This window comes from Rhodobacter capsulatus (genome assembly GCF_005144475.1).
Lineage (GTDB): Bacteria > Pseudomonadota > Alphaproteobacteria > Rhodobacterales > Rhodobacteraceae > Rhodobacter > Rhodobacter capsulatus_C.
Map to the genome: position 1 here is coordinate 1 of NZ_SWJZ01000082.1, position 25,397 is coordinate 25,397.

26 protein-coding genes are annotated in these 25,397 nt (G+C 65.9%); 12 read left to right on the forward strand and 14 right to left on the reverse strand.

Annotation, left to right across the window (positions count from 1 at the left end):
- Positions 1–232 precede the first annotated feature (232 nt).
- Positions 233–994: a DUF1013 domain-containing protein gene (locus tag FBT96_RS16245; protein ID WP_136908449.1), complete on the reverse strand. Its 762-nt coding sequence runs from the start codon at positions 992–994 to the stop codon at positions 233–235.
- Positions 995–1,127: 133 nt separating this feature from the next.
- On the opposite strand from FBT96_RS16245, the gene FBT96_RS16250 reads away from it, so the two are divergent.
- The gene (locus tag FBT96_RS16250) at positions 1,128–1,763 is read left to right on the forward strand and encodes a ribonuclease T2 family protein (protein ID WP_136908452.1); all 636 of its coding nucleotides are present in this window, start codon (positions 1,128–1,130) and stop codon (positions 1,761–1,763) included.
- Positions 1,764–1,843: 80 nt separating this feature from the next.
- On the opposite strand, the gene FBT96_RS16255 is transcribed toward FBT96_RS16250, so the two are convergent.
- The gene (locus FBT96_RS16255) at positions 1,844–2,812 is read right to left on the reverse strand and encodes an NAD(P)H-quinone oxidoreductase (RefSeq protein WP_136908616.1); all 969 of its coding nucleotides are present in this window, start codon (positions 2,810–2,812) and stop codon (positions 1,844–1,846) included.
- Positions 2,813–2,829: 17 nt separating this feature from the next.
- Positions 2,830–3,510, reverse strand: a complete 681-nt coding sequence (locus tag FBT96_RS16260) for a COQ9 family protein (protein WP_136908454.1) — start codon at positions 3,508–3,510, stop codon at positions 2,830–2,832.
- Positions 3,511–3,615: 105 nt separating this feature from the next.
- Between FBT96_RS16260 and rpsU the strand changes: the two genes are divergently transcribed.
- Positions 3,616–3,822, forward strand: a complete 207-nt coding sequence (gene rpsU, locus FBT96_RS16265) for a 30S ribosomal protein S21 (RefSeq protein ID WP_011748553.1) — start codon at positions 3,616–3,618, stop codon at positions 3,820–3,822.
- Between the two features lie 105 nt (positions 3,823–3,927).
- On the opposite strand, the gene FBT96_RS16270 is transcribed toward rpsU, so the two are convergent.
- The 3 genes from FBT96_RS16270 to FBT96_RS16280 all read right to left on the reverse strand — a co-directional run bounded on the left by FBT96_RS16270 (position 3,928) and on the right by FBT96_RS16280 (position 6,448).
- On the reverse strand, positions 3,928–5,634 hold the full coding sequence (locus FBT96_RS16270; protein ID WP_169583531.1) for a methyl-accepting chemotaxis protein: 1,707 nt from the start codon (positions 5,632–5,634) through the stop codon (positions 3,928–3,930).
- 1 nt (position 5,635) lies between these two features.
- Positions 5,636–5,926, reverse strand: coding sequence for a hypothetical protein (locus FBT96_RS16275; RefSeq protein WP_136908456.1), 291 nt, complete (start codon positions 5,924–5,926; stop codon positions 5,636–5,638).
- Between the two features lie 63 nt (positions 5,927–5,989).
- Positions 5,990–6,448 (reverse strand): Lrp/AsnC family transcriptional regulator, encoded by a 459-nt coding sequence (locus tag FBT96_RS16280; RefSeq protein ID WP_136908458.1) that lies wholly within the window; start codon positions 6,446–6,448, stop codon positions 5,990–5,992.
- A gap of 139 nt (positions 6,449–6,587) precedes the next feature.
- Here FBT96_RS16280 and ald point away from each other — a divergent pair, with 139 nt between their 5' ends.
- Both ald and FBT96_RS16290 read left to right on the forward strand, forming a co-directional pair.
- Positions 6,588–7,706, forward strand: coding sequence for an alanine dehydrogenase (ald, locus tag FBT96_RS16285; protein WP_136908460.1), 1,119 nt, complete (start codon positions 6,588–6,590; stop codon positions 7,704–7,706).
- 101 nt (positions 7,707–7,807) lie between these two features.
- Entirely contained in the window at positions 7,808–8,509 is a 702-nt protein-coding gene (locus FBT96_RS16290; RefSeq protein WP_136908462.1) for a glutathione S-transferase N-terminal domain-containing protein, read from the forward strand.
- On the opposite strand, the gene FBT96_RS16295 is transcribed toward FBT96_RS16290, so the two are convergent.
- The 4 genes from FBT96_RS16295 to FBT96_RS16310 form a co-directional block, all read right to left on the reverse strand.
- Positions 8,500–9,153 (reverse strand): hypothetical protein, encoded by a 654-nt coding sequence (locus FBT96_RS16295; protein WP_136908464.1) that lies wholly within the window; start codon positions 9,151–9,153, stop codon positions 8,500–8,502. The two genes, FBT96_RS16290 and FBT96_RS16295, sit on opposite strands and share 10 nt — an antisense overlap.
- A gap of 101 nt (positions 9,154–9,254) precedes the next feature.
- Entirely contained in the window at positions 9,255–10,046 is a 792-nt protein-coding gene (locus FBT96_RS16300; RefSeq protein ID WP_136908466.1) for an inositol monophosphatase family protein, read from the reverse strand.
- A gap of 61 nt (positions 10,047–10,107) precedes the next feature.
- Complete coding sequence (locus FBT96_RS16305) at positions 10,108–11,304, reverse strand: MFS transporter (RefSeq protein ID WP_136908467.1); 1,197 nt, start codon at positions 11,302–11,304, stop codon at positions 10,108–10,110.
- Between the two features lie 96 nt (positions 11,305–11,400).
- Complete coding sequence (locus FBT96_RS16310) at positions 11,401–12,306, reverse strand: LysR family transcriptional regulator (protein ID WP_136908469.1); 906 nt, start codon at positions 12,304–12,306, stop codon at positions 11,401–11,403.
- 93 nt (positions 12,307–12,399) lie between these two features.
- On the opposite strand from FBT96_RS16310, the gene metF reads away from it, so the two are divergent.
- Positions 12,400–13,266 carry a methylenetetrahydrofolate reductase [NAD(P)H] gene (gene metF, locus FBT96_RS16315; RefSeq protein WP_136908471.1) on the forward strand — a complete coding sequence of 289 codons (867 nt, stop codon included), beginning with the start codon at positions 12,400–12,402 and terminating at the stop codon, positions 13,264–13,266.
- A gap of 87 nt (positions 13,267–13,353) precedes the next feature.
- Entirely contained in the window at positions 13,354–13,845 is a 492-nt protein-coding gene (locus FBT96_RS16320; protein ID WP_136908473.1) for a PaaI family thioesterase, read from the forward strand.
- Here FBT96_RS16320 and FBT96_RS16325 read toward each other — a convergent pair.
- The gene (locus tag FBT96_RS16325; RefSeq protein WP_136908475.1) at positions 13,797–14,945 is read right to left on the reverse strand and encodes a DUF2235 domain-containing protein; all 1,149 of its coding nucleotides are present in this window, start codon (positions 14,943–14,945) and stop codon (positions 13,797–13,799) included. The two genes, FBT96_RS16320 and FBT96_RS16325, sit on opposite strands and share 49 nt — an antisense overlap.
- 125 nt (positions 14,946–15,070) lie before the next feature.
- Positions 15,071–16,216, reverse strand: a complete 1,146-nt coding sequence (locus FBT96_RS16330; protein WP_136908478.1) for a type III PLP-dependent enzyme — start codon at positions 16,214–16,216, stop codon at positions 15,071–15,073.
- A gap of 233 nt (positions 16,217–16,449) precedes the next feature.
- Here FBT96_RS16330 and FBT96_RS16335 point away from each other — a divergent pair, with 233 nt between their 5' ends.
- The 3 genes from FBT96_RS16335 (at position 16,450) to FBT96_RS16345 (ending at position 20,948) form a co-directional block, all read left to right on the forward strand.
- A complete protein-coding gene (locus tag FBT96_RS16335; RefSeq protein WP_013066238.1) occupies positions 16,450–16,881 on the forward strand; it encodes an Lrp/AsnC family transcriptional regulator in 432 nt (143 codons plus the stop codon).
- 173 nt (positions 16,882–17,054) lie between these two features.
- A complete protein-coding gene (locus FBT96_RS16340; RefSeq protein ID WP_136908480.1) occupies positions 17,055–17,825 on the forward strand; it encodes a VOC family protein in 771 nt (256 codons plus the stop codon).
- A 75-nt stretch (positions 17,826–17,900) separates the two neighbouring features.
- Positions 17,901–20,948: a valine--tRNA ligase gene (locus tag FBT96_RS16345; RefSeq protein ID WP_136908482.1), complete on the forward strand. Its 3,048-nt coding sequence runs from the start codon at positions 17,901–17,903 to the stop codon at positions 20,946–20,948.
- Between the two features lie 150 nt (positions 20,949–21,098).
- On the opposite strand, the gene FBT96_RS16350 is transcribed toward FBT96_RS16345, so the two are convergent.
- Positions 21,099–22,538: a UbiA family prenyltransferase gene (locus FBT96_RS16350; protein WP_136908484.1), complete on the reverse strand. Its 1,440-nt coding sequence runs from the start codon at positions 22,536–22,538 to the stop codon at positions 21,099–21,101.
- 2 nt (positions 22,539–22,540) lie between these two features.
- On the reverse strand, positions 22,541–23,410 hold the full coding sequence (locus FBT96_RS16355; RefSeq protein WP_136908486.1) for a lytic transglycosylase domain-containing protein: 870 nt from the start codon (positions 23,408–23,410) through the stop codon (positions 22,541–22,543).
- A gap of 409 nt (positions 23,411–23,819) precedes the next feature.
- Between FBT96_RS16355 and FBT96_RS16360 the strand changes: the two genes are divergently transcribed.
- The 3 genes from FBT96_RS16360 (at position 23,820) to cpaB (ending at position 25,360) form a co-directional block, all read left to right on the forward strand.
- Positions 23,820–24,014 carry a hypothetical protein gene (locus FBT96_RS16360; RefSeq protein WP_136908488.1) on the forward strand — a complete coding sequence of 65 codons (195 nt, stop codon included), beginning with the start codon at positions 23,820–23,822 and terminating at the stop codon, positions 24,012–24,014.
- Positions 24,015–24,190: 176 nt separating this feature from the next.
- A complete protein-coding gene (locus tag FBT96_RS16365) occupies positions 24,191–24,394 on the forward strand; it encodes a hypothetical protein (RefSeq protein WP_136908490.1) in 204 nt (67 codons plus the stop codon).
- A 90-nt stretch (positions 24,395–24,484) separates the two neighbouring features.
- Positions 24,485–25,360 (forward strand): Flp pilus assembly protein CpaB, encoded by an 876-nt coding sequence (gene cpaB / locus FBT96_RS16370; protein ID WP_136908492.1) that lies wholly within the window; start codon positions 24,485–24,487, stop codon positions 25,358–25,360.
- Positions 25,361–25,397 lie beyond the last annotated feature (37 nt).

Below are 25,397 nucleotides of genomic sequence, written 5' to 3' on the forward strand. Positions count from 1 at the left end.
AAAGCGGCTCGGAGACCGTGATGGGGCTGTCGGTCGATCAGTTCTGATCCGGGCGCGGGTTTCGCCTCGGGCTTGCGCCCGAGGCGACCCGCCGGGGGCTCCGCCCCCGGACCCCCGGACTTCAGATGCGTATTTGACCCAAGAAGAAACCAAACCCGGTCTTGCGTTTCGGACATGGAAAAGGGGCCCCGCCGTCACCGGAAGGGCCCCTTTCTTTGAAACGGCGGGACGATCAGCGGCGCGGATCGTGGCTGTCGTCTTCGTCCTCGTCGTCGTCGCCATGCGGCAGGTTGAAGAAGCTGTCGGCATCCGAGAAGTCTTTCGGATCCTCCGCCTCTTCTTCGCGCGGGTCGTGGCCGAAGCCCTCGATCCCGGTGCCGGGCAGGCGCGGTTCGGTGGTCATGCCAAGGCTCTGCTCGGTCGAGACCAGTTTGCGGCGCTCGTCATCGCTCATCACGCCCTCGGCGGCGCGTTTCTTCGCGGCCTTCTGCACTTCGCCATCCAGTTCCGACTGACGGCACAGGCCGAGCGCCACCGGGTCGATGGCGGTCATCGAGCCGATGTTCCAGTGCGTGCGTTCGCGGATCGAGGCGATGGTGGGTTTCGTCGTGCCGACCAGGCGGGCGATCTGCGCATCGGCGAGTTCCGGGTGGAACTTGACCAGCCAGAGGATCGCATTCGGCCGGTCCTGCCGCTTCGACAGCGGCGTGTAGCGCGGGCCGCGGCGCTTGTCCTCGCCCAGGGCGGCGGCATTGAATTTCAGCCGCAGCTTGTAGACCGGGTCTTTCTCGCCCTTCTCGATCTCGCGCGGGTCGAGCTGGTTCGAGCCGACCGGATCGAAGCCCTTGACGCCAACCGCGACGTCGCCGTCGGCAATCCCCTGCACTTCCAGTTCGTGCATGCCACAAAAGTCGGCGATCTGTTTGAAGGTCAGGGTCGTATTGTCCACGAGCCAAACGGCGGTGGCCTTCGCCATCAGGGGCTTGTTCGTCATCGGAGCGATCCTCTACACATATCTCTCCCGGGCCGAGAAACCGGCTGCGGCCCGGTTCCCCCCGGCCGCGGTCCATTTCTGGTGGGGAATTGCCGGTTTATATAGGGCCGAATGGCTGCGGAGGAAAGAGAAAATGAGGCTTTTCGCCATTTGTGCCGCAGGTCTGCTTGCCTGTCCTGCCTTTGCCGAGGGCGAGCGGGCGGGGGAGTTCGATTATTACGTCCTCGCATTGAGCTGGTCGCCCGGCTGGTGCGCGACCGAGGGCCGGGACCGGGCAGCGCGGCAATGCGACCCGGGCAGCGGTGCCGATTTCGTTCTGCACGGGCTTTGGCCGCAGTTCGAGGCGGGCTGGCCGAGTTACTGTCGCAGCGCGTCGCGCGATCCTTCGCGGGCGCAAACGGCGGCGATGGCGGACATCATGGGGGCGGATGGCGCGGCCTGGTACCAATGGAAGAAGCACGGCCGCTGTTCCGGCCTTGCGGCGGCGGACTATTACGCCCGGGCGCGGCAGGCCTATGAGAGCATCGCCATTCCCGTTCCGTTTCAAGAGCTTGCGCAAGATGTCCGGCTGTCGGCCGCCGCTGTGGAAGCGGCGTTTCTGGCGGCCAATCCGGGGCTGTCGCCCGAGGGGGTGACGGTGACCTGTGCGGGCGAGCGGATCGACGAGGTGCGGATCTGTCTGACAAAGGATCTGCTGCCGCGGCCCTGCGGGGCGGATGTGCGGCGCGATTGCCGCAAGTCCGATGCGCTGATGGAGCGCCTGCGATAGGCGCCGAAAAGGGCGTATTTGGGCCAAGAAGAAGCCGCAGGGTTTTTTCCTGGTGCAAATCGCCCTTTCCGGGGGCGTTCTCAGGACAGGCGCAGCACGATCTTGCCGATATGGGCGCTGGTTTCCATCCGCGCATGGGCGGCGGCGGCCTCTTCCAGCGCGAAGCTGCTGTCGTGCACCACCTTCACCTTGCCCGCTTCGATCATCGGCCAGACATGGGCGCGCAGCTGCCTTGCGATCTCGGCCTTGGCGGTGTCGGATTGCGGGCGCAGCGTCGCGCCGGTGAGCGTCAGGCGGCGCAACATCACCTGGGCGAAGTTGATCTCAGCCTTCGGGCCCTCAAGGAAGGCGATGAAGACCAGCCGCCCGTCATCGGCCAGAGCCTTGATATTGCGGGCGATATAGCTGCCCCCCACCATGTCGAGGATGAGGTTCGCGCCGCCCTCGGCGCGCAGGATTTCGGCGAAATCGGTCTCGCGATAGTTGATCGCGGTGGCGCCAAGGCTGTCGCAGGCGGCGCATTTTTCCGCGCTGCCCGCGGTGGCCCAGACCCGGGCGCCGAGCGCGCGGGCGATCTGGATCGCCGTCGTGCCGATGCCCGAGGAGCCGCCGTGCACGAGGAAGCGCTCGCCCGCGGTCAGGCCGCCGCGCATCACCACGGTCGACCAGACGGTGAAGCAGGTTTCCGGCAGGCAGGCGGCGTCGCGCAGGCTGATCCCCGCGGGGACGGGCAGGGCATGGGCGGCGGGGCAGGTGGCATAATCGGCATAGCCGCCGCCGGGCAGCAGCGCGCAGACCGGATCGCCGACCGCCCAGCCCGAGACACCGGGGCCAAGCGCTGCGACATGGCCCGAGCATTCGAGCCCGGGCAGGTCCGAGGCGCCCGGAGGGGCCTTGTAGGCGCCCGCGCGTTGCAGCGCATCGGGGCGGTTCACCCCGGCAAAGGCGATCTCGATCAGGATCTCGCCCGGACCCGGCACCGGCACGGCGCGACTGGCCGGTTTCAACACCTCGGGGCCGCCGGGGGCGGTGATCTCGATGCAGCGCATCGCTTGCGGCAGGGTGTTCACGGCCTGTCCCCCCGCGGCGACAGGCTGCCCGGCGCCTGCATCGGTTCCGGCGCGCGAATCACATCGAGGACCCCGCGCAGGCCGGGCAGGCGCAAAAGCCCGCCCTTGAGTTTTTCGAACTGCAGCACGTTTTCGATCCGGTGATCGAGGAAGGCCCAGGTGTCGGCGCGATCGGGGCTTTCGTCGCCGATCCAGAACAGCACCGTCGCCGAGAACACGCCCGAAAGGGTCAGGCGCTTCGAATACCAGTTGTAATCGCGGCTTTCGTCGCCAAGGCCAAGCCAGATCGTGTCGGCGGTTTCCCAGACAAGGCGCCCGCCCAAGGCCATGTTCTGCGGCAAGGCAAAGGCGGAACTGGCGCGGCGGACGAGTTCCGCATCGACCAGACCGATCCGCATCTTCACCGCCGCCGCGACCTTGTCCCGAAAACGAAGACCTTGAAAATCCTGCGCTTTCAGCGCCTCGGCCAGGGCGCGGTCGGCGCCTCGGTGGTATTCGGCGACCAGATCGATGGCGCCGCGCGGGCAGACCAGACGCGCCAGCGCCGGATCGACGCCCAGATCGGTCACCGCCGCCGCAAAGGCCGGATCGGACCAGCCATCGAAAGGCACATGCGGGGTGATCGCCTCGAGCAGCTCGGCCCGCAGGCGCGATGCCTCCAAATGGTCGTTTTTCATTGCTTTTCCCTTGCGCGGCAGCGGTGGACAAATGTCCGGACCTTTGCTATATGGCCGCTTCCTGCAAACTGATGCAACTCAAACTTAGGAAGGTGGTGACACCACATGCAGGTCAGCGTTCGCGACAACAACGTCGAACAAGCGCTTCGTGCCCTGAAGAAAAAACTTCAGCGCGAGGGGGTTTTTCGCGAAATGAAGCTCAAGCAGCATTTCGAAAAGCCGTCCGTGAAGAAAGCGCGCGAGAAAGCTGAAGCCGTTCGCCGTGCCCGTAAACTGGCGCGGAAGAAAGCTCAGCGCGAAGGCGCACTTTAAGAGGCGTTTGATAACGCTGGCGGGCTTGCCCGCACCGCGAACCCCCGTGGCCCTGCCAACGGGGGTTTCTGGTTTTTGGGGCCCGGGTTTGGGGCCGTGCCGGGCTCAGGCCACCCGGCGCTGCGCTGCCGCCACCGACTCGGTGCGAAAGAGCACCATCGCCTCGCGCAACTGCCCCGACATGCCCGAAAGCACCCGGCTTGCCGCCGTCGTCTCCTCGAACATCGCGACATTCTGTTGCGTCACCGCGTCCAGCTGCTCGACCGAACCGTTGATCTCGGTCAGCGCGCGCGCCTGTTCCTCGGCCGAGCGGGCGATTTCGGCGACCCGGGCGGAGATATTCTCCACCGCCGACACGATGCTGTCGAGCGTGGTGACCATCTGATTGACCAGATCCACCCCGGTCTTCACCTGCCGTTCCGACGACTGGATCAGGGTCGAAATCTCGCGCGCCGAGGCCGAGGAGCGCTGCGCAAGGTCGCGCACCTCCGAGGCGACGACGGCAAAGCCGCGCCCGGCCTCGCCCGCGCGGGCGGCTTCCACCCCGGCATTCAGCGCCAGAAGATTGGTCTGGAAGGCGATGTCGTCGATGACCGAGGTGATCGAGGCGATCTGATGCGAGCTTTGCTCGATCTCGCCCATCGCCTGGATCGAGGCGTTGACGACATGGGTGCTGTCGCGCGCCATCTTTTCCGCCGCCTGCGCCGCCTGCGCGGCCGCGGTCGCCATCTGCGCCGCCGAACCCACCGAACTGGACAATTCATTCATCGCCGAGGCGGTATTGGCCAGCGCATGCGCCTGCCGTTCGGTCCGGGAGGACAGATTTTCCGACGCCGAGGTGATGTCGGCAATCTGCGCGGTGATCTCCTCGGAACAGGAGAGCGCCACCCCGATCGCCTGCGCCAGCTGGGTCACCGCGGCGTTGAAATCCTCGCTCAAAGAGCCGTAATCGCCGCCCTCGATCCGGGCCAGCCGCACGGTCAGATCGCCGTCCGACAAGGCCCGCAACACGTCGCGCAGACGGGTGACGACCGCTTCCTGACGCGACGCATGGCTGTTGCGTTCATCGGCCAGACGGGCCGAAGCCTCCATCGCGCGGGCATTGGCCTCGGCGGCGGCGCGGGCGGTTTCCTCGGCCTCGGCGCGCAGCCCTTCGGCGTCCTGCGCCATCCTTTCGGACTCGTGGCGGCGGGTTTCGGCCTGCGCGGCGGCTTCTTCGGCGCGGCGTTGCGCGGCCTCGGCGCTTTGAGAGATCTGTTGCACGCTGTCGAGCTGCGCGGAGAGCGAGGCTTCCATCCGTTGGCGATAAATCACGCTGGCGACCAGCACCGCGGTTTCCGCCACCACCACCGCGCCGTGGAACAGGGTGCGCAGGATGTTCGGCCACAGCTCCGTGCTGGGATAGACGAGGCTTGGCAGCAGAACGCTGAGCGTCAGGTGATGCAGCGCGATCGTCGCGGCCGAGATCAGCAGCACCCGAACATCGACCATCGCCCCCAGCGCCGCGAGGACGGCGAAATAGATCATGTGGCTGTCGATCTGCCAGGGATGCCCGGAGAGCGCCGCGGTGAAGGCGATCGCCTGCCCCACAAGCCCCTGCGCGACCAGCATGCGGCCGGTCGTGGTGTCGCCGCGCAGCGTGCCAAGCCCCGCCACGGCCGCGAAACTCCAGGCGATCAGGGAAGCGGCGACGGCGGCCGTGCCGACCAGAAGCGCAACGCCGGTGACAAGGACGGCACAGGCGAGCGTGGCGATCAGGAACACGCGCAGCCGCATCGGGATCCTGTCCTGGTCCGTCGCAGGGATCATCATGTCAGTATTCTCCACAAAACCGGGCGACCGACGCGGCATCGAGGACCGCCCAGGCCCCCGCCTCCGCAAGGCGCTGCGCGGCGGTCGGGTCCGTCGCAGCCACCATATGTCCGAGAGGTGCCCCGGTCGGGCCGATCAGCCGTGCGCCCGCCTGCGCGGCGACCAGATCGGCGCTGCGCCAGGGGGGCACGACCATGACCCAGGGGCCCGCGCCCGATGCCTTGGCATCCAGCAGCGTCGCCGCCGGGGCGATCGTGATCGAGAGAGCCAGAACCAGGAATTCGAGTCGCATCGGAACCTCCGCCCGGAAGCCTAGACGCAAGCTCTTAACAACCAATTTTCAGGCGTTTCCGGCTCAGATCGGCAGCGCGGTGGTCTTGAAGACGGTGCGCAGCGCGAAGGAGCTTTGCATCCCCTGCACCCCGGGCAGCCGCGCCAGCTTCGAGCGGTGGATGCGGGCGAAATCTTCGGTATCCTCGGCCACGACCTTGAGCAGATAATCGGCCGAGCCCGCCATCAGATGGCATTCGAGCACGTCGGGGATCTTTTTTACCTCGTGTTCGAAGGCTTCCAGCACCTCGTCGGCCTGACCCGAGAGCGTGATTTCGACAAAGACGGTGGTCGGGCGGCCGAGGCGGCGGGCGTCCACCAGCGCGACGTAATCCTTGATGTAGCCCTCGTCCTCAAGCCGCTGCACCCGGCGGTGACAGGCCGAGGCCGAGAGGTTGACCCGCTCGGACAGTTCCGCATTCGAGATGCGGCCCTGTTTTTGCAACACCGTCAGGATGCGGCGATCTGTGGCGTCAAGGGTCATGGGCGCGCAAGTTTCTTCGAAGGTTTTGCGGATCGGTGGAAGATATGCGCGCAGAAACGGGTGTTTTGCAAGCATATTTGAACGCATTTTTCATGCCGACACGCGCAGAGTGGGGGCAGAAATGGCAGGGAGGAACGCCATGAAGATCGGATGCGTGAAAGAGATCAAGGCACAGGAATTCCGGGTCGGCATGACCCCGGCGGCGGTGCAGGAGGCGGTGGGGCAGGGCCATGCGGTCTTGATCGAGACCGGGGCGGGGCTTGGCGCGGGCTTTGCCGATGCCGATTATGTCGCCGCCGGGGCGGGGATCGCGGCCGATGCCGCGACGGTCTGGGCCGAGGCCGAGATGGTGGTGAAGGTGAAGGAACCGCAGGCCGCCGAGCGGGCGCAGCTGCGCCCCGGGCAGGTGCTGTTCACCTATCTGCATCTGGCGCCCGATCCGGAACAGACCGCGGATCTGCTCAGATCCGGGGCGACCTGCATCGCCTATGAGACGGTGACCGACCGTATGGGCGGGCTGCCGCTTCTGGCGCCGATGTCCGAGGTGGCGGGGCGGTTGGCGCCGCAGGTGGGCTCCTGGGCGCTGCAAAAGGCCAATGGCGGGCGCGGCGTGCTGATGGGCGGTGTGCCCGGGGTGCGTCCGGCGAATGTGGTGATCATCGGCGGCGGGGTCGTCGGCACGGCGGCGGCGCGGGTGGCGACCGGGATGGGGGCGCATGTGACGGTGCTGGACCGCTCGATCCCGCGGCTGAGCTATCTGGACGATGTCTTCATGGGGCGGCTGACGACGCAATATTCCGACCGCGCCGCCACGGCCGAGCTGATCCGGGATGCCGACATGGTGATTGGCGCGGTGCTGGTGCCGGGGGCGGCGGCGCCGAAACTGGTCAGCCGCGCGATGCTGAAGACGATGAAACCGGGCGCGGTGCTGGTCGATGTGGCGATCGATCAGGGCGGCTGCTTTGAGACCTCGAAGGCCACGACGCATCAGGATCCGATCTACGAAGTCGATGGAATCATTCACTATTGCGTGGCGAACATGCCCGGAGCCGTGGCCCGGACCTCGACGCTCGCGCTGGGCAATGCGACGCTGCCCTTCCTGCTGGCGCTGGCGAACAAGGGCTGGCGGCAGGCCTGCGGCGACGATCCGCATCTGCTGGCCGGGCTCAATGTCCATGCGGGCCGGATCACCTGTGCCCCGGTCGGCGCGGCGCAGGGGCTGACGGCGATCGACCCGGTGACGGCGCTGAAGCTGTAAGACATTCCCTGTTCCGGCGTGCAGGCCGGAACAGGGGCTGTTCGCGGCTGCGGCTTGCGCGCGGGCGGATTTCGGGCAGTCTGAGCCGACAGGAGGCCCCCATGACCGATCTTTCGTCCTTCCCGATCACCCGGCGCTGGCCCGCGACCCGTCCCGAAGTGATCCAGCTTTATTCCCTGCCGACGCCGAATGGCGTCAAGGTCTCGATCCTGCTGGAGGAGACCGGGCTGCCCTACGAGCCGCATCTGGTCAGGTTCGACACGCAGGACCAGATGACGCCCGAGTTCCTCTCGCTCAACCCCAACAACAAGATCCCGGCGATTCTGGATCCGAACGGGCCGGGGGGCAAGCCGCTCGCGTTGTTCGAAAGCGCGGCGATCCTGATCTATCTGGCCGAGAAATCAGGACAATTCCTGCCCGAGGCGCAGCGCTATCAGGTGCTGCAATGGCTGATGTTCCAGATGGGCGGCGTCGGGCCGATGTTCGGGCAGCTGGGCTATTTCCACGCCTATGCCGGCAAGGAGATCGGGGATCCCCGCCCGAAGGAACGCTACCGCGCCGAGGTGGCGCGGCTCTTGCGGGTGCTCGATGGCGTGATGGCCGACCGGGACTGGATCGCGGGCGACTATTCCATTGCCGATATCGCGATCTGTCCGTGGTTGCGCGGGTTGAACGTGCATTACAAGGTGACCGATCTGGTCGGATGGGAGGATCTGCGCCACGTGCCCGCCTGGCTCGACCGGTTCCTCGACCGCCCCGCCGTGCAGCGCGGTCTGTTGGTGCCCGAACGCCCTCAGCCCTGAGACGGGCTTTCCGTCATGCCGCGGCCGACCCGTTCGGCGATCCGCGCGGCAAGCCAGGCCATCCAGCCCTCGGGCTGGGTGAAATGGAAGGGCGAGCCCTCGGGCATCGGGATCGGCGCCCCGGCCTGACGGGCCTCGGCCTCGCGGCGGGCGGCGGCGATGATCTGCGCCGGGCTGCGTTCCAGCGCGGCCATGGCCAGTTCGACCGCCTCCTCCCGTGTCAGGGCCGGATCGAACAGGTCGGGCTGCATCCCCACGGTTTCGATGAAGGTGCGCAGCCGCGATTGCGCGGCTTCGATGCGGGCGACGGCATGGTCGCGCTGATCGGCGCGGAAGGCGCGTTCGAGCGGCAGGGTTTCCTCGAACGACGACAGCTCTTCGCCCAGACCATCGATCGCGGCGGCCAGTTCCATCGCCACTTTCGACTCCTGGCTCCGGGCGATTTCGCTGCGGCAGGCCTCGATCATGTCGCGCAGCACGGTGATCCGGTGCAGCGCGATCACATCGGCGGTTTCGGCAAAGGCAATGTCGCGCGCGGCGCGGCCAAGATCGTCCATCGCCGATTCGAGCGGGTAAAGCGCCCGGGCAGGGCGGGCGGCGCCGAAGATGTTTTCGGCAAGTGTCCAGGCAGCGTCGTGAAGCATGGTGCATCCCCTTCTGGTGATGCGGCCACCCTGTCATAACGGGGTGAACAAGCGGTGAACGCGCAGCGCTGTGTTCGCGTTGCGTTCACGCTTTGGGCGGATCAGTTCACGTCGCGGATGATCTTGCACAGCGGTTCGAACAGCTCGCCGTTGCCCGCGATCACCGTGCCGCTTTCGAAAATGCCGCGGTCGGCGCGCACCGGGCCGACGAAGCCGCCCGCTTCCTTGACCAGAATCAGGCCGGCGGCCATGTCCCAGGCGTTGATGCCGCGTTCCCAGTAGCCGTCATAGCGGCCCGAGGCGACATAGGCGAGGTCAAGCGCCGCCGAGCCGAAGCGGCGCACGCCCGCGCAGACCGGCATCAGCCGCGCCAGATCCTGCAGCGTCGCGGGCAGGGTGGACCGGCCGCCAAAGGGCACGCCGGTTGCAAACAGCGCCTCGATCATGTGGCGCCGCCCCGACACGCGCAGCCGGCTTTCGTTCATGAAGGCGCCAAGGCCTTTTTCCGCATAGTAAAGTTCGTCCTTGGCCGCGTCGAAGACGACGCCCGCGACGACCTCGCCCTTGTGTTCCAGCGCGATCGACACCGCCCAATGCGGCAGGCCGTGCAGGAAGTTCGTGGTGCCATCGAGCGGATCGACGATCCAGCGCCGGGTCGGATCTTCGCCCGCTTCCTCGCCGGTTTCCTCGCCCAGCCAGCCATAGGTCGGACGCGCGCCGCGCAGCTCTTCCTTGATGATCCGTTCGGCCTCGCGGTCGGCTTTCGACACGAAGTCCCCCGGCCCCTTGGAGGAAACCTGCAGGTTCTCGACCTCGCGGAAGTCCTTCACCAGAGCCCGCCCCGCCTTGCGCGCGGCCTTGATCATCAGGTTGAGGTTGGCACTGCCTTGCATCGGGGGGGCTCCTTCGGTTCAAGCGCCTGCCTTACACGGCAGAGGTGAAGATTCCAAGAGGTCAGCCGCGGATCAAATCGGCGCGTTTCGGCAGGAACACGGTCAGCACGCCCATGACGGGCAGGGCCGAGCAGATCAGATAGACGGTGCGGATGCCCCAATGGTCGGCCATCAGCCCCAGACCCGCCGCGGCGATGCCGCCCATGCCGAAGGACAGGCCGAAGAAGATCCCGGCCACCATGCCGACACGGCCGGGCAACAGTTCCTGTGCCAGCACGACGATGGCGGAAAAGGCCGAGGCGAGGATCAGCCCGATGCAGACCGTCAGCACGCCCGAGGCGACAAGCCCGACATGCGGCAAGGCCAGGGTGAAGGGCAGCACGCCCAGGATCGAGATCCAGATCACCACCATCGGCCCGAAGCGGTCGGCGACCGGCCCGCCCAGCACGGTTCCGGCGGCCACCGAGCCGAGGAACAGGAACAGCATCAGCTGCGCGGTGCGGGTGTCGACGCCGAAGCTCTCGATCAGGTAGAAGGTGTAATAGGAATGCAAGGACGCCATGTAGGCGTTCTTCGAGAAGGTCAGGATCACCAGCACCGAGATCGCGGCGATGGTCCGGCCCTTCGACAGCGGCAGGGTCTTGTCCACCCCCCGTTTCGCCCGCGCGGCCAGATGGTCGGCATACCAGCGGCTGACCTGCACCAGCACGATCCCGGACAGCACGGCGAGCCCGGCAAAGATCGCGACCGAGGGGCGGCCAAAGGGCAGCACGACGAAAGCCGCCAGCAGCGGGCCGATCGAGGTGCCGAAATTGCCGCCGACCTGAAACACCGATTGCGCCAGGCCGAACCGCCCGCCCGAGGCGACGCGGGCGACGCGGCTCGATTCGGGGTGGAAGATCGCCGAGCCAAGCCCGACCAGCATCGCCGCCGCGATCAGCGCCGGGTAGCTGGGCGCAAAGGCCAGCCCCATCACGCCCAGAAAGGTGCAGCAGGACGCCAGCGGCAGCGACCAGGGCTGCGGCTTGGCATCGGTGTAAATCCCGATCGCCGGTTGCAACAGCGAGGCCGTGCCCTGAAACGCCAGCGTCAAAAGCCCGATCTGCCAATATTGCAGCGCGAAATCCGCCTTCAGGATCGGATAGATCGACGACAGCATCGACTGCATCACATCATTGAGCATGTGACAGGCGGACACGGCCAGAAGGATCGGGAACACGGTCGCTTGCGCGGCGCGCGGCTGGGGAATGGCGGTCATCGGAGGTCCTCGGGCTGAAGCCGCGATCTAACGCCGGTGTCGACAGCCCGTCACGCGCAACTTTGTGACGGTTACATCACCCTTGCGTGACGACCCCTACGCCCGTTGCAGCTTGACCGGCTCGGTCCGCGCCAGCCGCAGGAAATGCGCCATGTAAGGGGCGGTCACGTCTTCCTCGCGCGTCGCGGCATAAAGCCGCTTCGTCAGGCCGTGTTCCGTCACCCGCTTCGTCACGTAATCGGGCTGGTATTTCGCCTCGCGCAGCACCCAGTCGGGCAGCACCGCCACGCCCCGCCCCGAGGCGACAAGCATCAGGATGACGGTGGTCAGCTCCACCTGCCGATGCGCTTTCGGCTCCACTTTCGCGGGGGTCAGCAGCAGCGAGAACACATCCGACCGCGCCCGGTCGATCGGATAGGTGATCAGCGTCTGATCGGCGAAATCCCGCGCCTCGACATAGGGTTTCGCGGCGAGCGGGTTGCTGGCGGACGCGATGAAGGTCGGCGAATAGTCGAAAAGCGGGTTGAAGGTGATGCCCTCGAGCCGATCAGGGTCGGAGGAGATCACCAGATCGACGTCTTCGCGCGCCAGCGCCTGCAGCGCGGTGAAGGCGAGGCCGGGGCGAATGTCGATGTCGATTTCCGGCCAGACGCGGCGAAAGGCTTCCAGCACCGGGAAAAGCCATTCGAAACAGGCGTGGCATTCGATGGCGATATGCAGCCGCCCGGCCCGTCCCTGCCGGATCGCGGCGAATTCCGCCTCGGTCGCGTCGATCTCGGGCAGGATGCGCTCGGCCAGACGCAGCAGCTTCAGCCCCGCGGCGGACAGGCGCAAGGGCTTGGAGCGACGCGCAAAAAGCTCGACCCCCGCCTGATCTTCCAGCCCCTTCACCTGATGCGACAGCGCCGATTGCGTGATGTGCAGGATCTCGGCCGCCTTCGCGAGGCCGCCTGCATCGTGAATCGCCTTGATCGTGCGCAGGTGCCGAAACTCGATGTGCATTATGAGGCGGCCTCATCACCTTCTTGAAGATTATGAATTTGTCTCACATCGCAGAATCGGCGACAAGGGGGCAACACAAAAAGGACGCCCCCGATGACCACGCCGAAAGTCAGCTTTGAATTCTTCCCGCCGCAGACGCTCGACGCCTCGTTCCGGCTGTGGGAGACGGCGCAGGTTCTGGCGCCGCTGAAACCCGGGTTCGTCTCGGTCACCTATGGCGCGGGCGGCACCACGCGCAAGCTGACCCACGAAGCCGTGGCGGCGATCCACAAGAATTACGGGCTCAATGTCGCCGCGCATCTGACCTGCGTCGATGCGACGAAAGCCGAAACGCAAGAGATCATCGACGCTTACGCCGAGGCTGGCGTGACCGAGATCGTCGCGCTGCGCGGTGATCCGCCGAAAGGCGCCGCCCGCTTCACGCCGCATGCCGAGGGTTTTGCCTCCTCGGTCGATCTGATCGAATGGCTGGCCAAGGACGGCCGCTTCACCCTGCGCTGCGGCGCCTATCCGGAACCGCATCCGGAAGCCGCCGACACGCTTGCCGATGTGCGCTGGCTGAAACGCAAATGCGAGGCGGGGGCGACCTCGGCGATCACGCAATTCTTCTTCGAGGCCGAGACCTTCTTCCGCTTCCGCGACGCCTGCGTGAAGGAAGGGATCACCGCGAAGATCATCCCGGGCATCCTGCCGATCCAGTCCTGGAAAGGCGCCAAGGGGTTCGCGCAGCGCTGCGGCACCTCGATCCCGGCCTGGGTCGAAGAGGCCTTCGATCATGCGATCCGCGACGACCGCGAGCAACTTCTGGCCACGGCGCTGTGCACGGAACTGTGCGACAACCTGATCGCGGGTGGGGTGGAGGATCTGCATTTCTACACGCTGAACCGGCCGCAAATGACCCGCGATGTCTGCCATGCGCTGGGCGTGAACCCGGATGTGGTGCTGGAAAACGTCGCCTGAAGTGACGTGACGGAACTTTTGCGGGGGGCTTCGGCCCCCTTTTCCGTTTCCTTCCCCTGCGTCACGCTGGCGCAAAGGGAGAGAGAGATGACCGAACCGAACTATGCCGCGGGGCCCGCGGATTTCCTGACCCTGGCCGAGGTGCAGGCGATGACCGGGCTTGAGTACATGCGGGCGATGCTGGCGGGGCAGGTGCCCACGACCACTTTTGCGCGCGGCTGCAATTATCGCGTCACCCGGGTCGAGCCCGGGCTGGTCGAGGTGACGGGCACGCCGGGGCACGATCACACCAATGCCTTTGGCGGCGTGCATGGCGGCTGGTATGGGGTGCTTCTGGATACGGCCCTGACCTGCGCGGTGATCACCGGGCTGAAGCGCGGGCAGTATCAGACGACGACCGAATACAAGGTCAACATGCTGCGCGCGATCCCGCCGGGCACCGAGGTCCGCGCCCTGGGCCGGGTCGAGCATGTCGGGCGGTCAACGGGCGTCGCACGGGGCGAGATTGTCGGCACCGCCGATGGCAAGACCTATGCCCTTGGCACGGCGACCTGTCTGATCATGGGCGGTTCCGGCTGAAACGGCACCAGCGCCAGTTCGGGTTTCGGGCCGCGGCGTTTCAACCCGGTGCCGACGCGGATCCACCATTCCAGCTTGCGCTTGCGCACCGAATCGTGCAGCCGCTCCGACCCGTCCACGCCGACCCGGCGCGGCTGGCGCATGATGTAAAGCTTGCCCCAGCCGCCCCAGCTGCCGACCGAGGGCGCGGCGGGATCACAGGGAAAGTCCCCCCGCCAGCCCTGCGGCAGCGCCAGGCCCAGATTTTCCGCCTGCTCCAGCATCCAGACGAGGGGGATGTTCGACAAGGGCCGCGCCGCATCGTAATCGGCCAGCTGCCCGCCCACATCGGCATGGCAGCCGCGAAACCAGACCTGCTCGATCCGCGCCGCGCCGGTGCCGTTGCTGTTCCACAGCAGCGGCGACAGCACCGGCCGCGTTTCATGCAGCGCCAGCGCCTGAAACCCGTGCCGGACCGACCGGCCCAGCCGGTGATCGTGAAACCGCACCCGATCCGCGCTCATCGTCCAGAACAGCGGCAGCCGCACGCCCAGCGCGGCGACGGTATCGAACACCCCCACCATCTCGATCGGCGCGGTGGGGTGACAGAGCGCATCGCGAAAGGCCACGGGCGAGACTTCGGCCCGGTAATGCCGCCAGGCCTGTTCGACATTGCGTTCGGTCGCGGCATCCTTGCGCAGCAGACCAACGCGGTCGATCAGCCCCGCCAGCGAGCGCGCCGCAAAGGCCCCCCGCGAATAGCCGATCAGGAAGATTCGGTCGCCCGGACGGTAGCGCATCGCCAGCCAGCCATAGGCGCGCAGGATCTGCGCCTCCACCCCCCAGCCCAGCCAGATGTCCTTGATGTCGCGCCATTCGCGATATTGCAGACCTTTGCCGTAATAGACCGAGGCCCGCGGCGAGGACCGGCGCAAAAAGCGGTAGATCATCCCGATCGAGGTCAGATGCGCCGGCGAGAGCGAGCCGAGCGTGCCATCCAGCAAGATGACATGATCGACCGATCCGCGCGCCGGTCGCGGGGGCGGACTTGGATCGACGCGCGCCGAACTGGCCTTGCGTTGCCGCCAGTTCCCGATCACGCGATGCAACAGTCCGACCATGACGCGACCCCATCGTCTGCGGCCCTGAATCTCAACGGCCTCGCCTCGAATTTAAGGCAAGGCCGTTAATCCTCAATTACGCAGGCGCCAAAGTGTCGCGGATGTCGGCGCCTGTTGCTTTCGGGTCAGCCCTTCAGCGCCAGCGCGGTGACGATTTCCATCTGCCCGAAGCCGTTGAAGCGGGTGTTGGTGGCCGAGCAATAGGCGCCCATGCCGTGGAACACCAGATAATCGCCCTCGGTCAGTTCGCTCGGCAGCGCGACGTCGCCCGGCAGACGGTCGACCGAATCGCAGGTCGGGCCGAAGACGATGCGTTCGACCATGTCGCCGCCGCGTTCGAACCCCTCGGGCGACCAGACCTCGATCCGCTCGATGTTGCCGATCAGCGGCAGTTCCGCCAGACCGCCATAGACGCCGTCGTTCAGGAACACATGCGTGTCGTCGCGCAGCGCCTTGACCTTGGTGATATGGGTGAAGGCATCCCCCACCAGACCGCGGCCGGGTTCGCAGACCAGAATCGGACGGTCACTGCCGAAGGCTTCGGTGGTGGCGCGGTCGATCAGCGCGAAGATGTCTTCGAGCACCGGCGCCGGGCCCATCTTGCGATGGTTCGGGAAGCCGCCGCCGACGTTCAGCCGATGCGCCTGCACCCCCGCGGTGGCACAGATTTCCGACGCGACCAGGATATAGGCCTCCCACGCCGCCGGATCGGTGCATTGCGTCCCCGGATGGAAGGTGAGCGAGGGGATGAACCCCGCCTCTGCCGCCCGGCGCAAAAGCTCCGCCGCCAGATCCGCGGTGGCGCCGAACTTGGCGCCGAAGTTGTAGGCCGCGCCCTGTACCGGCAGCTTGAAGCGCACCGAGATTTCGCAGCCCTCGGTGGGCACCAGCGCGATCAGCTTTTCAAGCTCGCTGCGCGAATCGACCGACCAGGTCTTCACCCCCGCCCGCACCGCATGGGCGATTTCCTCGCGGCCGCGGACCGGGTTGTGATAGTGCAGCGCGGCACCGGGTGCGAGACGACGGATCAGGTCGATCTCGAAGGGCGAGGCGACGTCGAACCCCTTGACGCCCGCGGCGACGAGGTTCTGGATCACCATTTCATCCGGGTTCGACTTCACCGCATAGGTGACGACGCCCGGAAAGCCCTTCAGGAACCGCCGCGCGGTCGCCTGCAACGCGGTGGGCGAGAACACCAGCACCGGATGATCGGGTTGTTTCGTCCGGATGATTTCGGACGGTTGAGTCCAAATAGTTTTGGAAAGTCCCATCGGCTTCTCCTCGCCAATAGAACGCAGCCACCTCTTGCCCCGGCTATGTTACGGGTGGGGAGACGCTTACGACGCGTTTCGACCTAACCCAGGCCAGGTGCGTATGAGCCGCCCTTTTCCTGCTCTCTCATGTTGCGCGATATGAGGCACATTTTCACCGATCAAAAGAGTAGAAATGCTGCGATCTATCGTTATAATGACGAAAGCATCGGTCAATCTGCAAGTGTTGCACAATGGACGAACTTGATACGGCAATCGTGGGGCTTCTGTCGGGCGACGCCCGGATTTCGGTGGCGACGCTGTCGCGCCGATTGAAGGTGGCGCGCTCGACGATTCAGGCCCGGCTGGAGCGGCTGGAGACCTCGGGGGTGATCGCGGGCTACACCGTGAAGCTGGGCGAAGCGGCCCGGGCGGGGCGGCTGCGGGCCACCGTTTTGCTGATGGTGGAACCCCGCGCGCAGGCGGGCATCCTGACCCGGCTGAAGTCGATCCCCGAGGTCGAACGGATTTCGACCACCTCGGGCCGGATCGATCTTTTGCTGCAGGTGGCGGCGAATTCGACGGCGCAGCTGGATGTGGTGCTTGACCAGATCGGCGAGATGCAGGGGGTGCGCAGTTCCGAAAGCCTGATCCATCTGAGCACGAAGCTTGACCGGGCGGTCTGAGCGGCCGGTTGCGGCGCGGGGGTTTCACACCCCGTTCGACGGGAAAGCCTTCCACCGGAAGGCTTTTCGATCCCGTCTCACCCCGTGGGATATTTGCGCCAAGGTGAAAGCAGGACGCAGGGCTGTCATTCGAATCGTGCTAGGCTGAGGTGTCTTTTCATCCGGAGGTTTTCATGTCCTTTCATGGTGTTCCCTGCTGGTTCGAGGTGATGGTGGCCGACCCCGACGCGGCGCAGGACTTCTATGCCAAGGTCTTCGGCTGGGACTGGGTTGATGCCGGGATGGAGGGCTTCGATTACCGCCTTGCCCGGTCGGGCGCCGACCTGGTGGCCGGGCTGATGGCGCTCAAGGACTGCACCGAGGGGACGCCGCCGAACTGGACGCTCTATCTGGCGGCAAAGGATTGCGACGCGACGGCGGCGCAGCTGCGCGATCTGGGCGGGCAGGTGTTGAAGGCCCCGGCCGACATTCCCGGCACCGGGCGCTTCGCGGTTCTGGCCGATCCGCAAGGTGCGGTTTTCGGCATCCTCACGCCCCTGCCGATGGATCCGCCGCCGCCGGGCGGGGCCTGGAACCAGCGGGCGCCGGGCCATGGCGCCTGGATCGAGCTGATGACCCCCGATCCGAAAGCGGCGCTGGAAACCTATCGCAAGCTCTTCGACTGGCGCCCCGACATGCATGTCGACATGGGCCCGGCCGGGGTCTACCACGTCTTTGCCCATCGCGGCGCGCAGATCGGCGGCATGATGGGGCTGGGGCAGGCCCCCTGTCCGACCTGGCTGCCCTATTTCGGCGTCGCCTCGGTCACAAGGACGATCGCGGCGATCACGGCGGCGGGCGGCACCGTGCTGCATGGCCCCACCGAGGTTCCAGGTCCGGCCTATGTCGCCGCCTGCCGCGATCCGCAAGGCGCGCATTTCGCCATCGTCGGTCCCAATCGCTAGGCCGAAACGTCTCAGAGGCTTTTCCTTGCAGGGGCTGCGCGCTAAACAGCCTCAAGCCCTGAAAGGACAGAACCGATGAGCATGGAAAAGACCTTCGACGCGCGCGAAGCCGAGCCGCGGCTTTATGCGAAATGGGAACAGGCAGGCGCCTTCAAGGCCGGGGCCAATGCCTCGCGTCCGGAGACCTTCTGCATCATGATCCCGCCGCCGAATGTCACCGGCGCCTTGCACGTCGGCCATGCCTTCAACAACACGGTGCAGGACATCCTGATCCGCTGGCACCGGATGCGCGGCTTCGACACGCTCTGGCAGCCGGGGCAGGACCATGCGGGCATCGCCACCCAGCTGATGGTGGAGCGTGAACTGGCCAAGACCGGCCAGCCCTCGCGCGCGGACCTCGGCCGCGACGAATTCCTGAAAAAGGTCTGGGACTGGAAGGGCAAATACGGCTCGACCATCATCAACCAGCTGAAACGGCTGGGCTCTTCCTGCGACTGGGAGCGCAATGCCTTCACCATGTCGGGCGCGCCGAATGCGCCCGCGGGCGAGGAGGGCAACTTCCATGACGCGGTGATCAAGGTCTTTGTCGATCTTTACAACAAGGGCCTGATCTATCGCGGCAAGCGGCTGGTGAACTGGGACCCCCATTTCGAGACCGCGATTTCCGACCTTGAGGTCGAGAATATCGAAGTCGCCGGGCATATGTGGCACTTCAAATATCCGCTCGCGGGCGGGGAAACCTATGAATATGTGGAAAAGGACGCCGAGGGGAATGTGACCCTGCGCGAAACGCGCGGCTACATTTCCATCGCCACGACGCGGCCGGAAACCATGCTGGGCGATGGCGCGGTGGCGGTGCATCCGTCCGATGAACGCTATGCAGCCATCGTCGGCAAGCTCTGCGAAATTCCGGTCGGGCCGAAGGAACACCGCCGTCTCATTCCGATCATCACCGACGAATACCCCGATCCGACCTTTGGCTCCGGCGCGGTGAAGATCACCGGCGCGCATGATTTCAACGACTATCAGGTGGCCAAACGGGCGGGCCTGCCGATGTATCGGCTGATGGACACCCGGGCGAAGATGCGGGCCGACGGGGCGGATTACGAAACCTGCGCCCGCCGGGCGATGGAGATTTCGAAAGGCGCGGCCTTCACCGAAGCCGAAGTCGACACGCTGAACCTGATCCCCGACACTCTGCGCGGCCTTGACCGGATGGAGGCCCGCAAGATCGTGGTCGAGGAGATCAACGCCGAGGGTCTGGCGGTGATGATCGCCAATCCGAAGGCGGGCGAGGAAGGCCAGCCGGACCTCATCCCTTACGTCGAAGCGAAACCGATCATGCAGCCCTTCGGCGACCGCTCCAAGGTCGTGATCGAGCCGATGCTGACCGATCAATGGTATGTGGACGCCGAAAAGGTCGTCGGCCCCGCGCTCGACGCGGTGCGGAGCGGCAAGACGAAGATCATGCCCGAGGCGGGCGAGAAGACCTACTACCACTGGCTTGAGAACATCGAGCCCTGGTGCATCTCGCGCCAGCTCTGGTGGGGGCATCAGATTCCAGTGTGGTATGGGCCGAAAGTTGTCGACAGCTCTGGTGTTTCCCTATTCGGTCAACATGAGACTTTCTGCGCTTCAAACCAAGATGAGGCCATTGCTCTCGCCCATGCCCACTATGGAAAGCTCCTTGAGGGCGAATTTAGCGTGGTCGTTCGCTCGCAGAATTTCATGGAAGCCGTCGGGGTTGAGAAACCCGGTGTCGGTCAAGAGAGTTTGGCTACTGGCGCGGGCTTCGACGCAAACGATCAAATTCAGATCGAGCTTTGGCGTGACGAGGACGTGCTCGACACTTGGTTCTCCTCGGGGCTCTGGCCGATCGGCACGCTGGGCTGGCCCGAGGACACCGAGGAAATGCGCAAGTATTTCCCCACCGATGTTCTGGTGACGGGCTTCGACATCCTGTTCTTCTGGGTCGCCCGGATGATGATGATGCAACTGGCGGTGACCGGCGAAATCCCCTTCCACACCGTCTACCTGCACCAGCTTGTCCGCGACGAGAAGGGCAAGAAGATGTCGAAAACGGCGGGCAACGTCATCGACCCGCTCGAAATCATCGACGAATACGGCGCCGATGCGCTGCGCTTCACCAATGCCTCGATGGCCGCCATCGGCGGGGTGCTGAAGCTTTCGAAAGACCGCATCGCGGGCTATCGCAACTTCGGCACGAAACTGTGGAACGCCACCCGCTTTGCCGAAATGAACGGCGTCTTCGAGGCCGAGGTCGCGGGCATTCCCGCGCCCACGCAAACGGTGAACCGCTGGATCATCGGCGAAACCGCCAAGGTCCGGGCCGAGGTCGATGAAGCCTTCGCCGCCTATCGCTTCAACGATGCCGCGAATGCGCTTTACGGCTTTGTCTGGGGCAAGGTCTGCGACTGGTATGTCGAATTCTCGAAGCCGCTTTTCGATGGCGAACACGCGGCCGAAACCCGCGAAACGATGCGCTGGGTGCTGGATCAGTGCTACATCCTGCTGCATCCGATCATGCCCTTCATCACCGAGGAGCTGTGGGGCCTGACCGGCACCCGCGCGAAGATGCTCGTGCATGGCGACTGGCCGAGCTATGGCGCCGAGCTGATCGACGCCGAGGCGGATCGCGAGATGAACTGGGTGATCGCGCTGATCGAGGAAATCCGGTCTTCCCGCGCGCAGATGGGCGTGCCCGTCGCGATGAAGCTGCCGATGATGCTGGCCGAGGCCGATGGACAGGCCCGCGCGGCGCTGGCGCGCAACGAGGCGCTGATCCTGCGTCTGGCCCGGCTCGAGGCGATCACCGAGGGCGCGGTCGCCAAGGGCTCGATCTCGATCCCGGCGGCGGGGGCGCTGTTCGGCCTGCCGCTGGAAGGCGTGATCGATGTGGCGGCCGAAAAGGCCCGGCTGGAAAAATCGCTGGCCAAGGTCGAGAAGGAAGCGGCGGGGCTGAAGGCGCGGTTTGCCAACCCGAAATTCGTCGCCAATGCCGCCGAAGAGGTGATCGAGGAAGCCCATGATAACCTCGCCGCGCGCGAGGAAGAGGCGGCGAAGATCGGCGCCGCGCTGAAGCGTCTGGCCGAGCTTGGATAGAAGACGGGGGGCTCTGCCCCCCTCTTGCCTTCGGCAATTCACCCCCCGGGATATTTGGAGCAAGATAAAGGGCCGGAAGCTTTCATTTTATCTTGCCGGAAATATCCCACGGGGGTGCGGGGGTGTGAAACCCCCGCCACTGCCGCCGGTTCAGCCGCCCATCCCGAACCATTGCGCCCAAAGACCCGCCGCCCAGAACATCAGGCTCAGTGTCATCATCAGGATGCCGAGCCCGAACTTGTCGCGCAGCGCGAAGACGATCGGGTCGTGATCCTGCTTGCCGAACCAGCCGAGCGCCACCATGCGGACAAGCCACCCGCCCATCGGCAGCATCGCCAGCCACAAAAGCCAGGTGTCGGGGTAAAGCAGCCGCGCCTGATCCGAGATCGAGTAAAGAAAGAAGACCACCAGCGCGCCCACGACGCCGATCGCCGCGACATTGAGCAGATCGCCGCGGTCCGGGCGGCCATAGCCGCGGCCGGGCAGGGGCTCGTTTTCCGTGGCAAGGGTCAGTTCCGTCAGCCGCTTCACGCAGCCGAGGCTGAGGAAGATCGGGAAGATGAAGATCAGCATGTAGATCGAGACATCGACCGCCCCCGCCGCGGCCCCGGCGACGACGCGCAGCGTGTAAAGCGCCGCCAGCGTGGTGATGTCGATCCAGCGCATGCGTTTGAGCTTCAGCGAATAGGCAAGCGACATCGCCATATAAAGCGCGAGGATGCCGAGGAAGCCCGCGTTCAGCGCCGCCGCAAGGCCCAGCGCCGTCAGCGCCAGACCGGCGCTGGCGATCATCCCCACCCTGATCGGCACCGCGCCGCAGGCGAAGGGGCGGCGGCATTTCACCGGATGCAGCCGATCGGCCTCGAGGTCGAGCAGGTCGTTGACGATGTAGATCGCCGAGGCGGCCAGCGAAAACGCCACCATCCCGATCAGGATCGGCAGCAGCGTGGCGGCGTCGAAACGATGCGCCGCGATCATCGGCAACAGCAGCAGCAGGTTCTTCACCCATTGATGCGGCCTGAGCGCCTTCAGAAGCGCCGCGGGTCTCCAGCCGCCGGGCAGGGTCACCACGCCGATGCCGCGCGCGGGCAGGGCGGCGGTCTCGGGCACCCGGCCCACCACCACCGCGGTTTCCGCATGTTCCCAGACCGCCATGTCGGTGGCCTCGTTGCCCGCATAGACGAAACCGCGCGGCCCGAAGACCCGCACCAGCGCCCCGGCCTTGGCCGCGCCCTTCAGATTGAGCCGCCCGTCCGAGGCGAAGATCCGCTCGGAAAGCCCGTGATCCGCCGCCAGCTGCGCCACCAGCCGCTGATCCGAGGCCGAGGCCAGACAGACCTCCCGGCCCTCGTTCAGCGCGCCGATCACCACCTCGGCCACGGCGGGGGAAACCGGCATCAGATCGGTGCGCAGGGGCCCCAGCGCGGCCAGTTCCGCCTTCAGCCGGGCGCGGTCGCGAAATGTGGTCGCCGCGATGCGCAGCGTGCGCAGCGGCGCGCGGCCCAGACCGGCCCAGAAGCTTTCCTGCAGCAGATCCGTGCGCAGAAAGGTGCCGTCGACATCCAGCACCAGCGGTTTGTCGTTGCTCATCCTCATCCCTTCGATGCGAAGACGCAGCCGTCGGTGACCAGTTCGGGCGGGCTGAGGCACAGGCCCCGCGCCACCTGCCAGGCCGCCAGCACCTTGGGCACGTAATCGCGCGTTTCGGCATAGGGCGGCACGCCGCCATTGCCTTTCACCGCGTTTTCCCCGGCATTGTAAGCGGCGATCACCATCAGCGGATCGCGGTCGAATTCCTTCATCAGCCAGTTCAGATAGGCGACGCCGCCCTTGATGTTCTGGCTCGGATCGCGGCTGTCGGAGACGGCGAAGCGGGTCGCCGTCGCCGGAATGAGCTGCATCAGCCCGACCGCCCCCGAGCGCGAGATCGCATCGGCCTGCCCGCCGGATTCGGTCGAGATCACCGCCAGCACCAGCGCGGGCGAGACCTCGGTGCCGATCGTCGCGGCGAGGATGTCGCGGCCATGCGTCTGGGCGATCGCCTGCAGGCTGGCCAGCCGCGGTCCCCGCACCGCCTGTCCGCCCGGGCCCATGCTCAGCGCGTCGATCGCCTGCTGGAATCGCCCCGAGCGGTCGGCAAGCGCGGGCGAGACGACATTCCAGAACCAGGCATAAGAGGCCGCGCCGCCATCCGCCGTCCGGCCCGTCCCTGTTCCGGTGGCGGGCGGCGGGGTCGCGGTCAGCGGCGCGAAGGGTTTGGCCGCCTGGGCCGCCAGCGCCGCCGCCTGTTCCTCGGGGTTGATCTGGATCGTCAGGAACCGCGTCTGCCCGGCTTTCGGCGGCAGCACGCGGCGGGGCTCGAAATGATGCACGGTCGGCGATTTCGGGCCGATTTCGGCACGGGCGGGCACGACCGCAACGGTCGCGCTCAGGGCGAGACTGACGACAAATATCCGGCGCATGTGCGCGATCCTGCTCTGGTGATCCGGTTTTGGACCTTTTGTCCGGCGAAGGCCGGTTGCGAGCACTATTCCCGAAACCCGGTCAAAAACCAAGAAAAACGCGATTTCCATGCAAAGCCGGGGCGATATTCCCGCCGACCTGTTGCACGAAGGCTTGTCTGGCAGGCCCCGGGGCGGCTGCCGCCGGGCGTCGGTCCGATTCTCCGGCTGTCGTGACAAACCCGCGGCAATGACGCGGAAATGGTTAAGATTGCATTTACTTCGGCAGGTTTTCGGCCTTGCCGCGAAGATATACCGCTTCCGCCCCAATCAGGTCACGATTCACCGCCAGAAAGAGCCCATACCGCGAGGCTGGATGCAACGAAGCCCGGCAGCAGCGCGGAGCAACCTGAACCGAAGGAGAGACCCGATGAAATTCTTCAAACTCGCCCGCAAGATCCGCACCGAAGAAGACGGCGCCGTGACCGTTGACTGGGTCGTGCTGACCGCTGCCGTCGTCGGCCTCGGCGCTGCCGCCCTGACCCTGGTGCGCGGCAAGACCGAAGGTCTGACCGAAAAGATCGGCACCTACCTCGACAACGCCGAAGTCAAGACCACGTTCTGATCTCCCTTCGGGATCGATCGCAAGGGCCGCCTTCGGGCGGCCCTTCGCCTGTTTCGGGCTGATCTTGCGCATTGGGCGGCGGGTTCGTCGAAAAAAATGCGCCGATCCGCCCCAATTGTGCCGCCTTGCGGCGCCAGGATGGCGCAGAATTGCTCAGTGCAGAAGGGAACACCGAAATGCGAGAAGGACTTTTGTCGGCCGCCCTGGTCGGGATCTGCCATGACGACGAAGGCGCCATCACCGTCGACTGGGTGGTGCTGACCGCGGCCGTGGTGTCGCTGGGCATGGTTGCGGGCTCGCTGATCTGGAGCAATTCCGGCAGTGTCGCCCGCAATGTCGGAGATTTTCTGGACACGCAGTCGGTGAAGGCCACCTTCTGATCCGCGGACGGCGGCGCTTGCGCGTTGCCGGGCCGGATGGTGTCTGGGCAGTGACCGAGGGTTCGGTCTGAAAGGGAAAAGGGGGCGCGGATGCGTACGATTGTCGCTTTGGTGCTGGTGCTGGGTGTCGCCCTTGCCGGTCTTGCGGTCTACATGGCGCAGCAGCAGATCTCTCAGTTCCAGGCCGAACGGGACATGCTGGTGGCCGAACGGCGCAATGCGCCGCAACTGGTCGACGTGGTGGTGCTGCGCCGGCCGCTGGCCTATGGCGAACGCTTCACCGCCGCCGATCTGGGCGTGATCAAGATGCAGGTGGGCCACCTGCCCGCGGGCATCTTCCACAGCGTCTCGACGCCCCAGGGCGCCCCCGAAGAGGCGCAGACCGCCTCGGTCTTCCCCGGCGGCGAGACCCGTCCGCGCGCGGCCCTGCGCGCCTATGACGCCTATGAGGCGATCCTGGCGAACAAGATCACCGCCCCCGGCGTCGATGCCGGGATCACCGCCAGCCTGTCGCCGAACATGCGCGCCTTCACCATTTCGGTCAACGCCACCACCGGGGTTTCGGGTTTCCTGCGGCCGGGCGACCGCGTCGATGTCTATTGGTCGGGCGAGGTGAACGGCGAACGGGTGACGAAGCTGATCGACACCAACCTGCGGCTGATCGCCATCGACCAGAGCGCCGATGCCGACCGTGCCGAGGAAACCCAGATCGCCACCGCGGTCACCGCCGAGGTGACGCCCGAACAGGTCGCCTCGCTGACGCTGGCGCAGGGCACCGGAGAGCTGACCCTGTCGCTTGTGGGCATGCAGAACACCGCCGATCTGGGCGCGATCGAGATCGACCGCAACAAGCTTCTGGGCATTCAGGCGCAGGAGGCCGTCAAGGTCGAGGCCGAGCGGGTCTGCAGCATCAAGATGCGCAAGGGCACCGAAGTGGTCGAGATGCCGATCCCCTGCAAGGATTGAGCGCGGCCGGTGCCGGGCACGGCCCGCGGCGGCGCGG

What these genes read in the sequence shown, in the direction of transcription:
- FBT96_RS16245 (WP_136908449.1), bottom strand. Translation starts at nt 994, where the DNA reads ATGACGAACAAGCCCCTGATGGCGAAGGCCACCGCCGTTTGGCTCGTG.
- FBT96_RS16250 (WP_136908452.1), top strand. Translation starts at nt 1,128, where the DNA reads ATGAGGCTTTTCGCCATTTGTGCCGCAGGTCTGCTTGCCTGTCCTGCC.
- FBT96_RS16255 (WP_136908616.1), bottom strand. Translation starts at nt 2,812, where the DNA reads ATGCGCTGCATCGAGATCACCGCCCCCGGCGGCCCCGAGGTGTTGAAA.
- FBT96_RS16260 (WP_136908454.1), bottom strand. Translation starts at nt 3,510, where the DNA reads ATGAAAAACGACCATTTGGAGGCATCGCGCCTGCGGGCCGAGCTGCTC.
- rpsU (WP_011748553.1), top strand. Translation starts at nt 3,616, where the DNA reads ATGCAGGTCAGCGTTCGCGACAACAACGTCGAACAAGCGCTTCGTGCC.
- FBT96_RS16270 (WP_169583531.1), bottom strand. Translation starts at nt 5,634, where the DNA reads ATGATGATCCCTGCGACGGACCAGGACAGGATCCCGATGCGGCTGCGC.
- FBT96_RS16275 (WP_136908456.1), bottom strand. Translation starts at nt 5,926, where the DNA reads ATGCGACTCGAATTCCTGGTTCTGGCTCTCTCGATCACGATCGCCCCG.
- FBT96_RS16280 (WP_136908458.1), bottom strand. Translation starts at nt 6,448, where the DNA reads ATGACCCTTGACGCCACAGATCGCCGCATCCTGACGGTGTTGCAAAAA.
- ald (WP_136908460.1), top strand. Translation starts at nt 6,588, where the DNA reads ATGAAGATCGGATGCGTGAAAGAGATCAAGGCACAGGAATTCCGGGTC.
- FBT96_RS16290 (WP_136908462.1), top strand. Translation starts at nt 7,808, where the DNA reads ATGACCGATCTTTCGTCCTTCCCGATCACCCGGCGCTGGCCCGCGACC.
- FBT96_RS16295 (WP_136908464.1), bottom strand. Translation starts at nt 9,153, where the DNA reads ATGCTTCACGACGCTGCCTGGACACTTGCCGAAAACATCTTCGGCGCC.
- FBT96_RS16300 (WP_136908466.1), bottom strand. Translation starts at nt 10,046, where the DNA reads ATGCAAGGCAGTGCCAACCTCAACCTGATGATCAAGGCCGCGCGCAAG.
- FBT96_RS16305 (WP_136908467.1), bottom strand. Translation starts at nt 11,304, where the DNA reads ATGACCGCCATTCCCCAGCCGCGCGCCGCGCAAGCGACCGTGTTCCCG.
- FBT96_RS16310 (WP_136908469.1), bottom strand. Translation starts at nt 12,306, where the DNA reads ATGCACATCGAGTTTCGGCACCTGCGCACGATCAAGGCGATTCACGAT.
- metF (WP_136908471.1), top strand. Translation starts at nt 12,400, where the DNA reads ATGACCACGCCGAAAGTCAGCTTTGAATTCTTCCCGCCGCAGACGCTC.
- FBT96_RS16320 (WP_136908473.1), top strand. Translation starts at nt 13,354, where the DNA reads ATGACCGAACCGAACTATGCCGCGGGGCCCGCGGATTTCCTGACCCTG.
- FBT96_RS16325 (WP_136908475.1), bottom strand. Translation starts at nt 14,945, where the DNA reads ATGGTCGGACTGTTGCATCGCGTGATCGGGAACTGGCGGCAACGCAAG.
- FBT96_RS16330 (WP_136908478.1), bottom strand. Translation starts at nt 16,216, where the DNA reads ATGGGACTTTCCAAAACTATTTGGACTCAACCGTCCGAAATCATCCGG.
- FBT96_RS16335 (WP_013066238.1), top strand. Translation starts at nt 16,450, where the DNA reads ATGGACGAACTTGATACGGCAATCGTGGGGCTTCTGTCGGGCGACGCC.
- FBT96_RS16340 (WP_136908480.1), top strand. Translation starts at nt 17,055, where the DNA reads ATGTCCTTTCATGGTGTTCCCTGCTGGTTCGAGGTGATGGTGGCCGAC.
- FBT96_RS16345 (WP_136908482.1), top strand. Translation starts at nt 17,901, where the DNA reads ATGAGCATGGAAAAGACCTTCGACGCGCGCGAAGCCGAGCCGCGGCTT.
- FBT96_RS16350 (WP_136908484.1), bottom strand. Translation starts at nt 22,538, where the DNA reads ATGAGCAACGACAAACCGCTGGTGCTGGATGTCGACGGCACCTTTCTG.
- FBT96_RS16355 (WP_136908486.1), bottom strand. Translation starts at nt 23,410, where the DNA reads ATGCGCCGGATATTTGTCGTCAGTCTCGCCCTGAGCGCGACCGTTGCG.
- FBT96_RS16360 (WP_136908488.1), top strand. Translation starts at nt 23,820, where the DNA reads ATGAAATTCTTCAAACTCGCCCGCAAGATCCGCACCGAAGAAGACGGC.
- FBT96_RS16365 (WP_136908490.1), top strand. Translation starts at nt 24,191, where the DNA reads ATGCGAGAAGGACTTTTGTCGGCCGCCCTGGTCGGGATCTGCCATGAC.
- cpaB (WP_136908492.1), top strand. Translation starts at nt 24,485, where the DNA reads ATGCGTACGATTGTCGCTTTGGTGCTGGTGCTGGGTGTCGCCCTTGCC.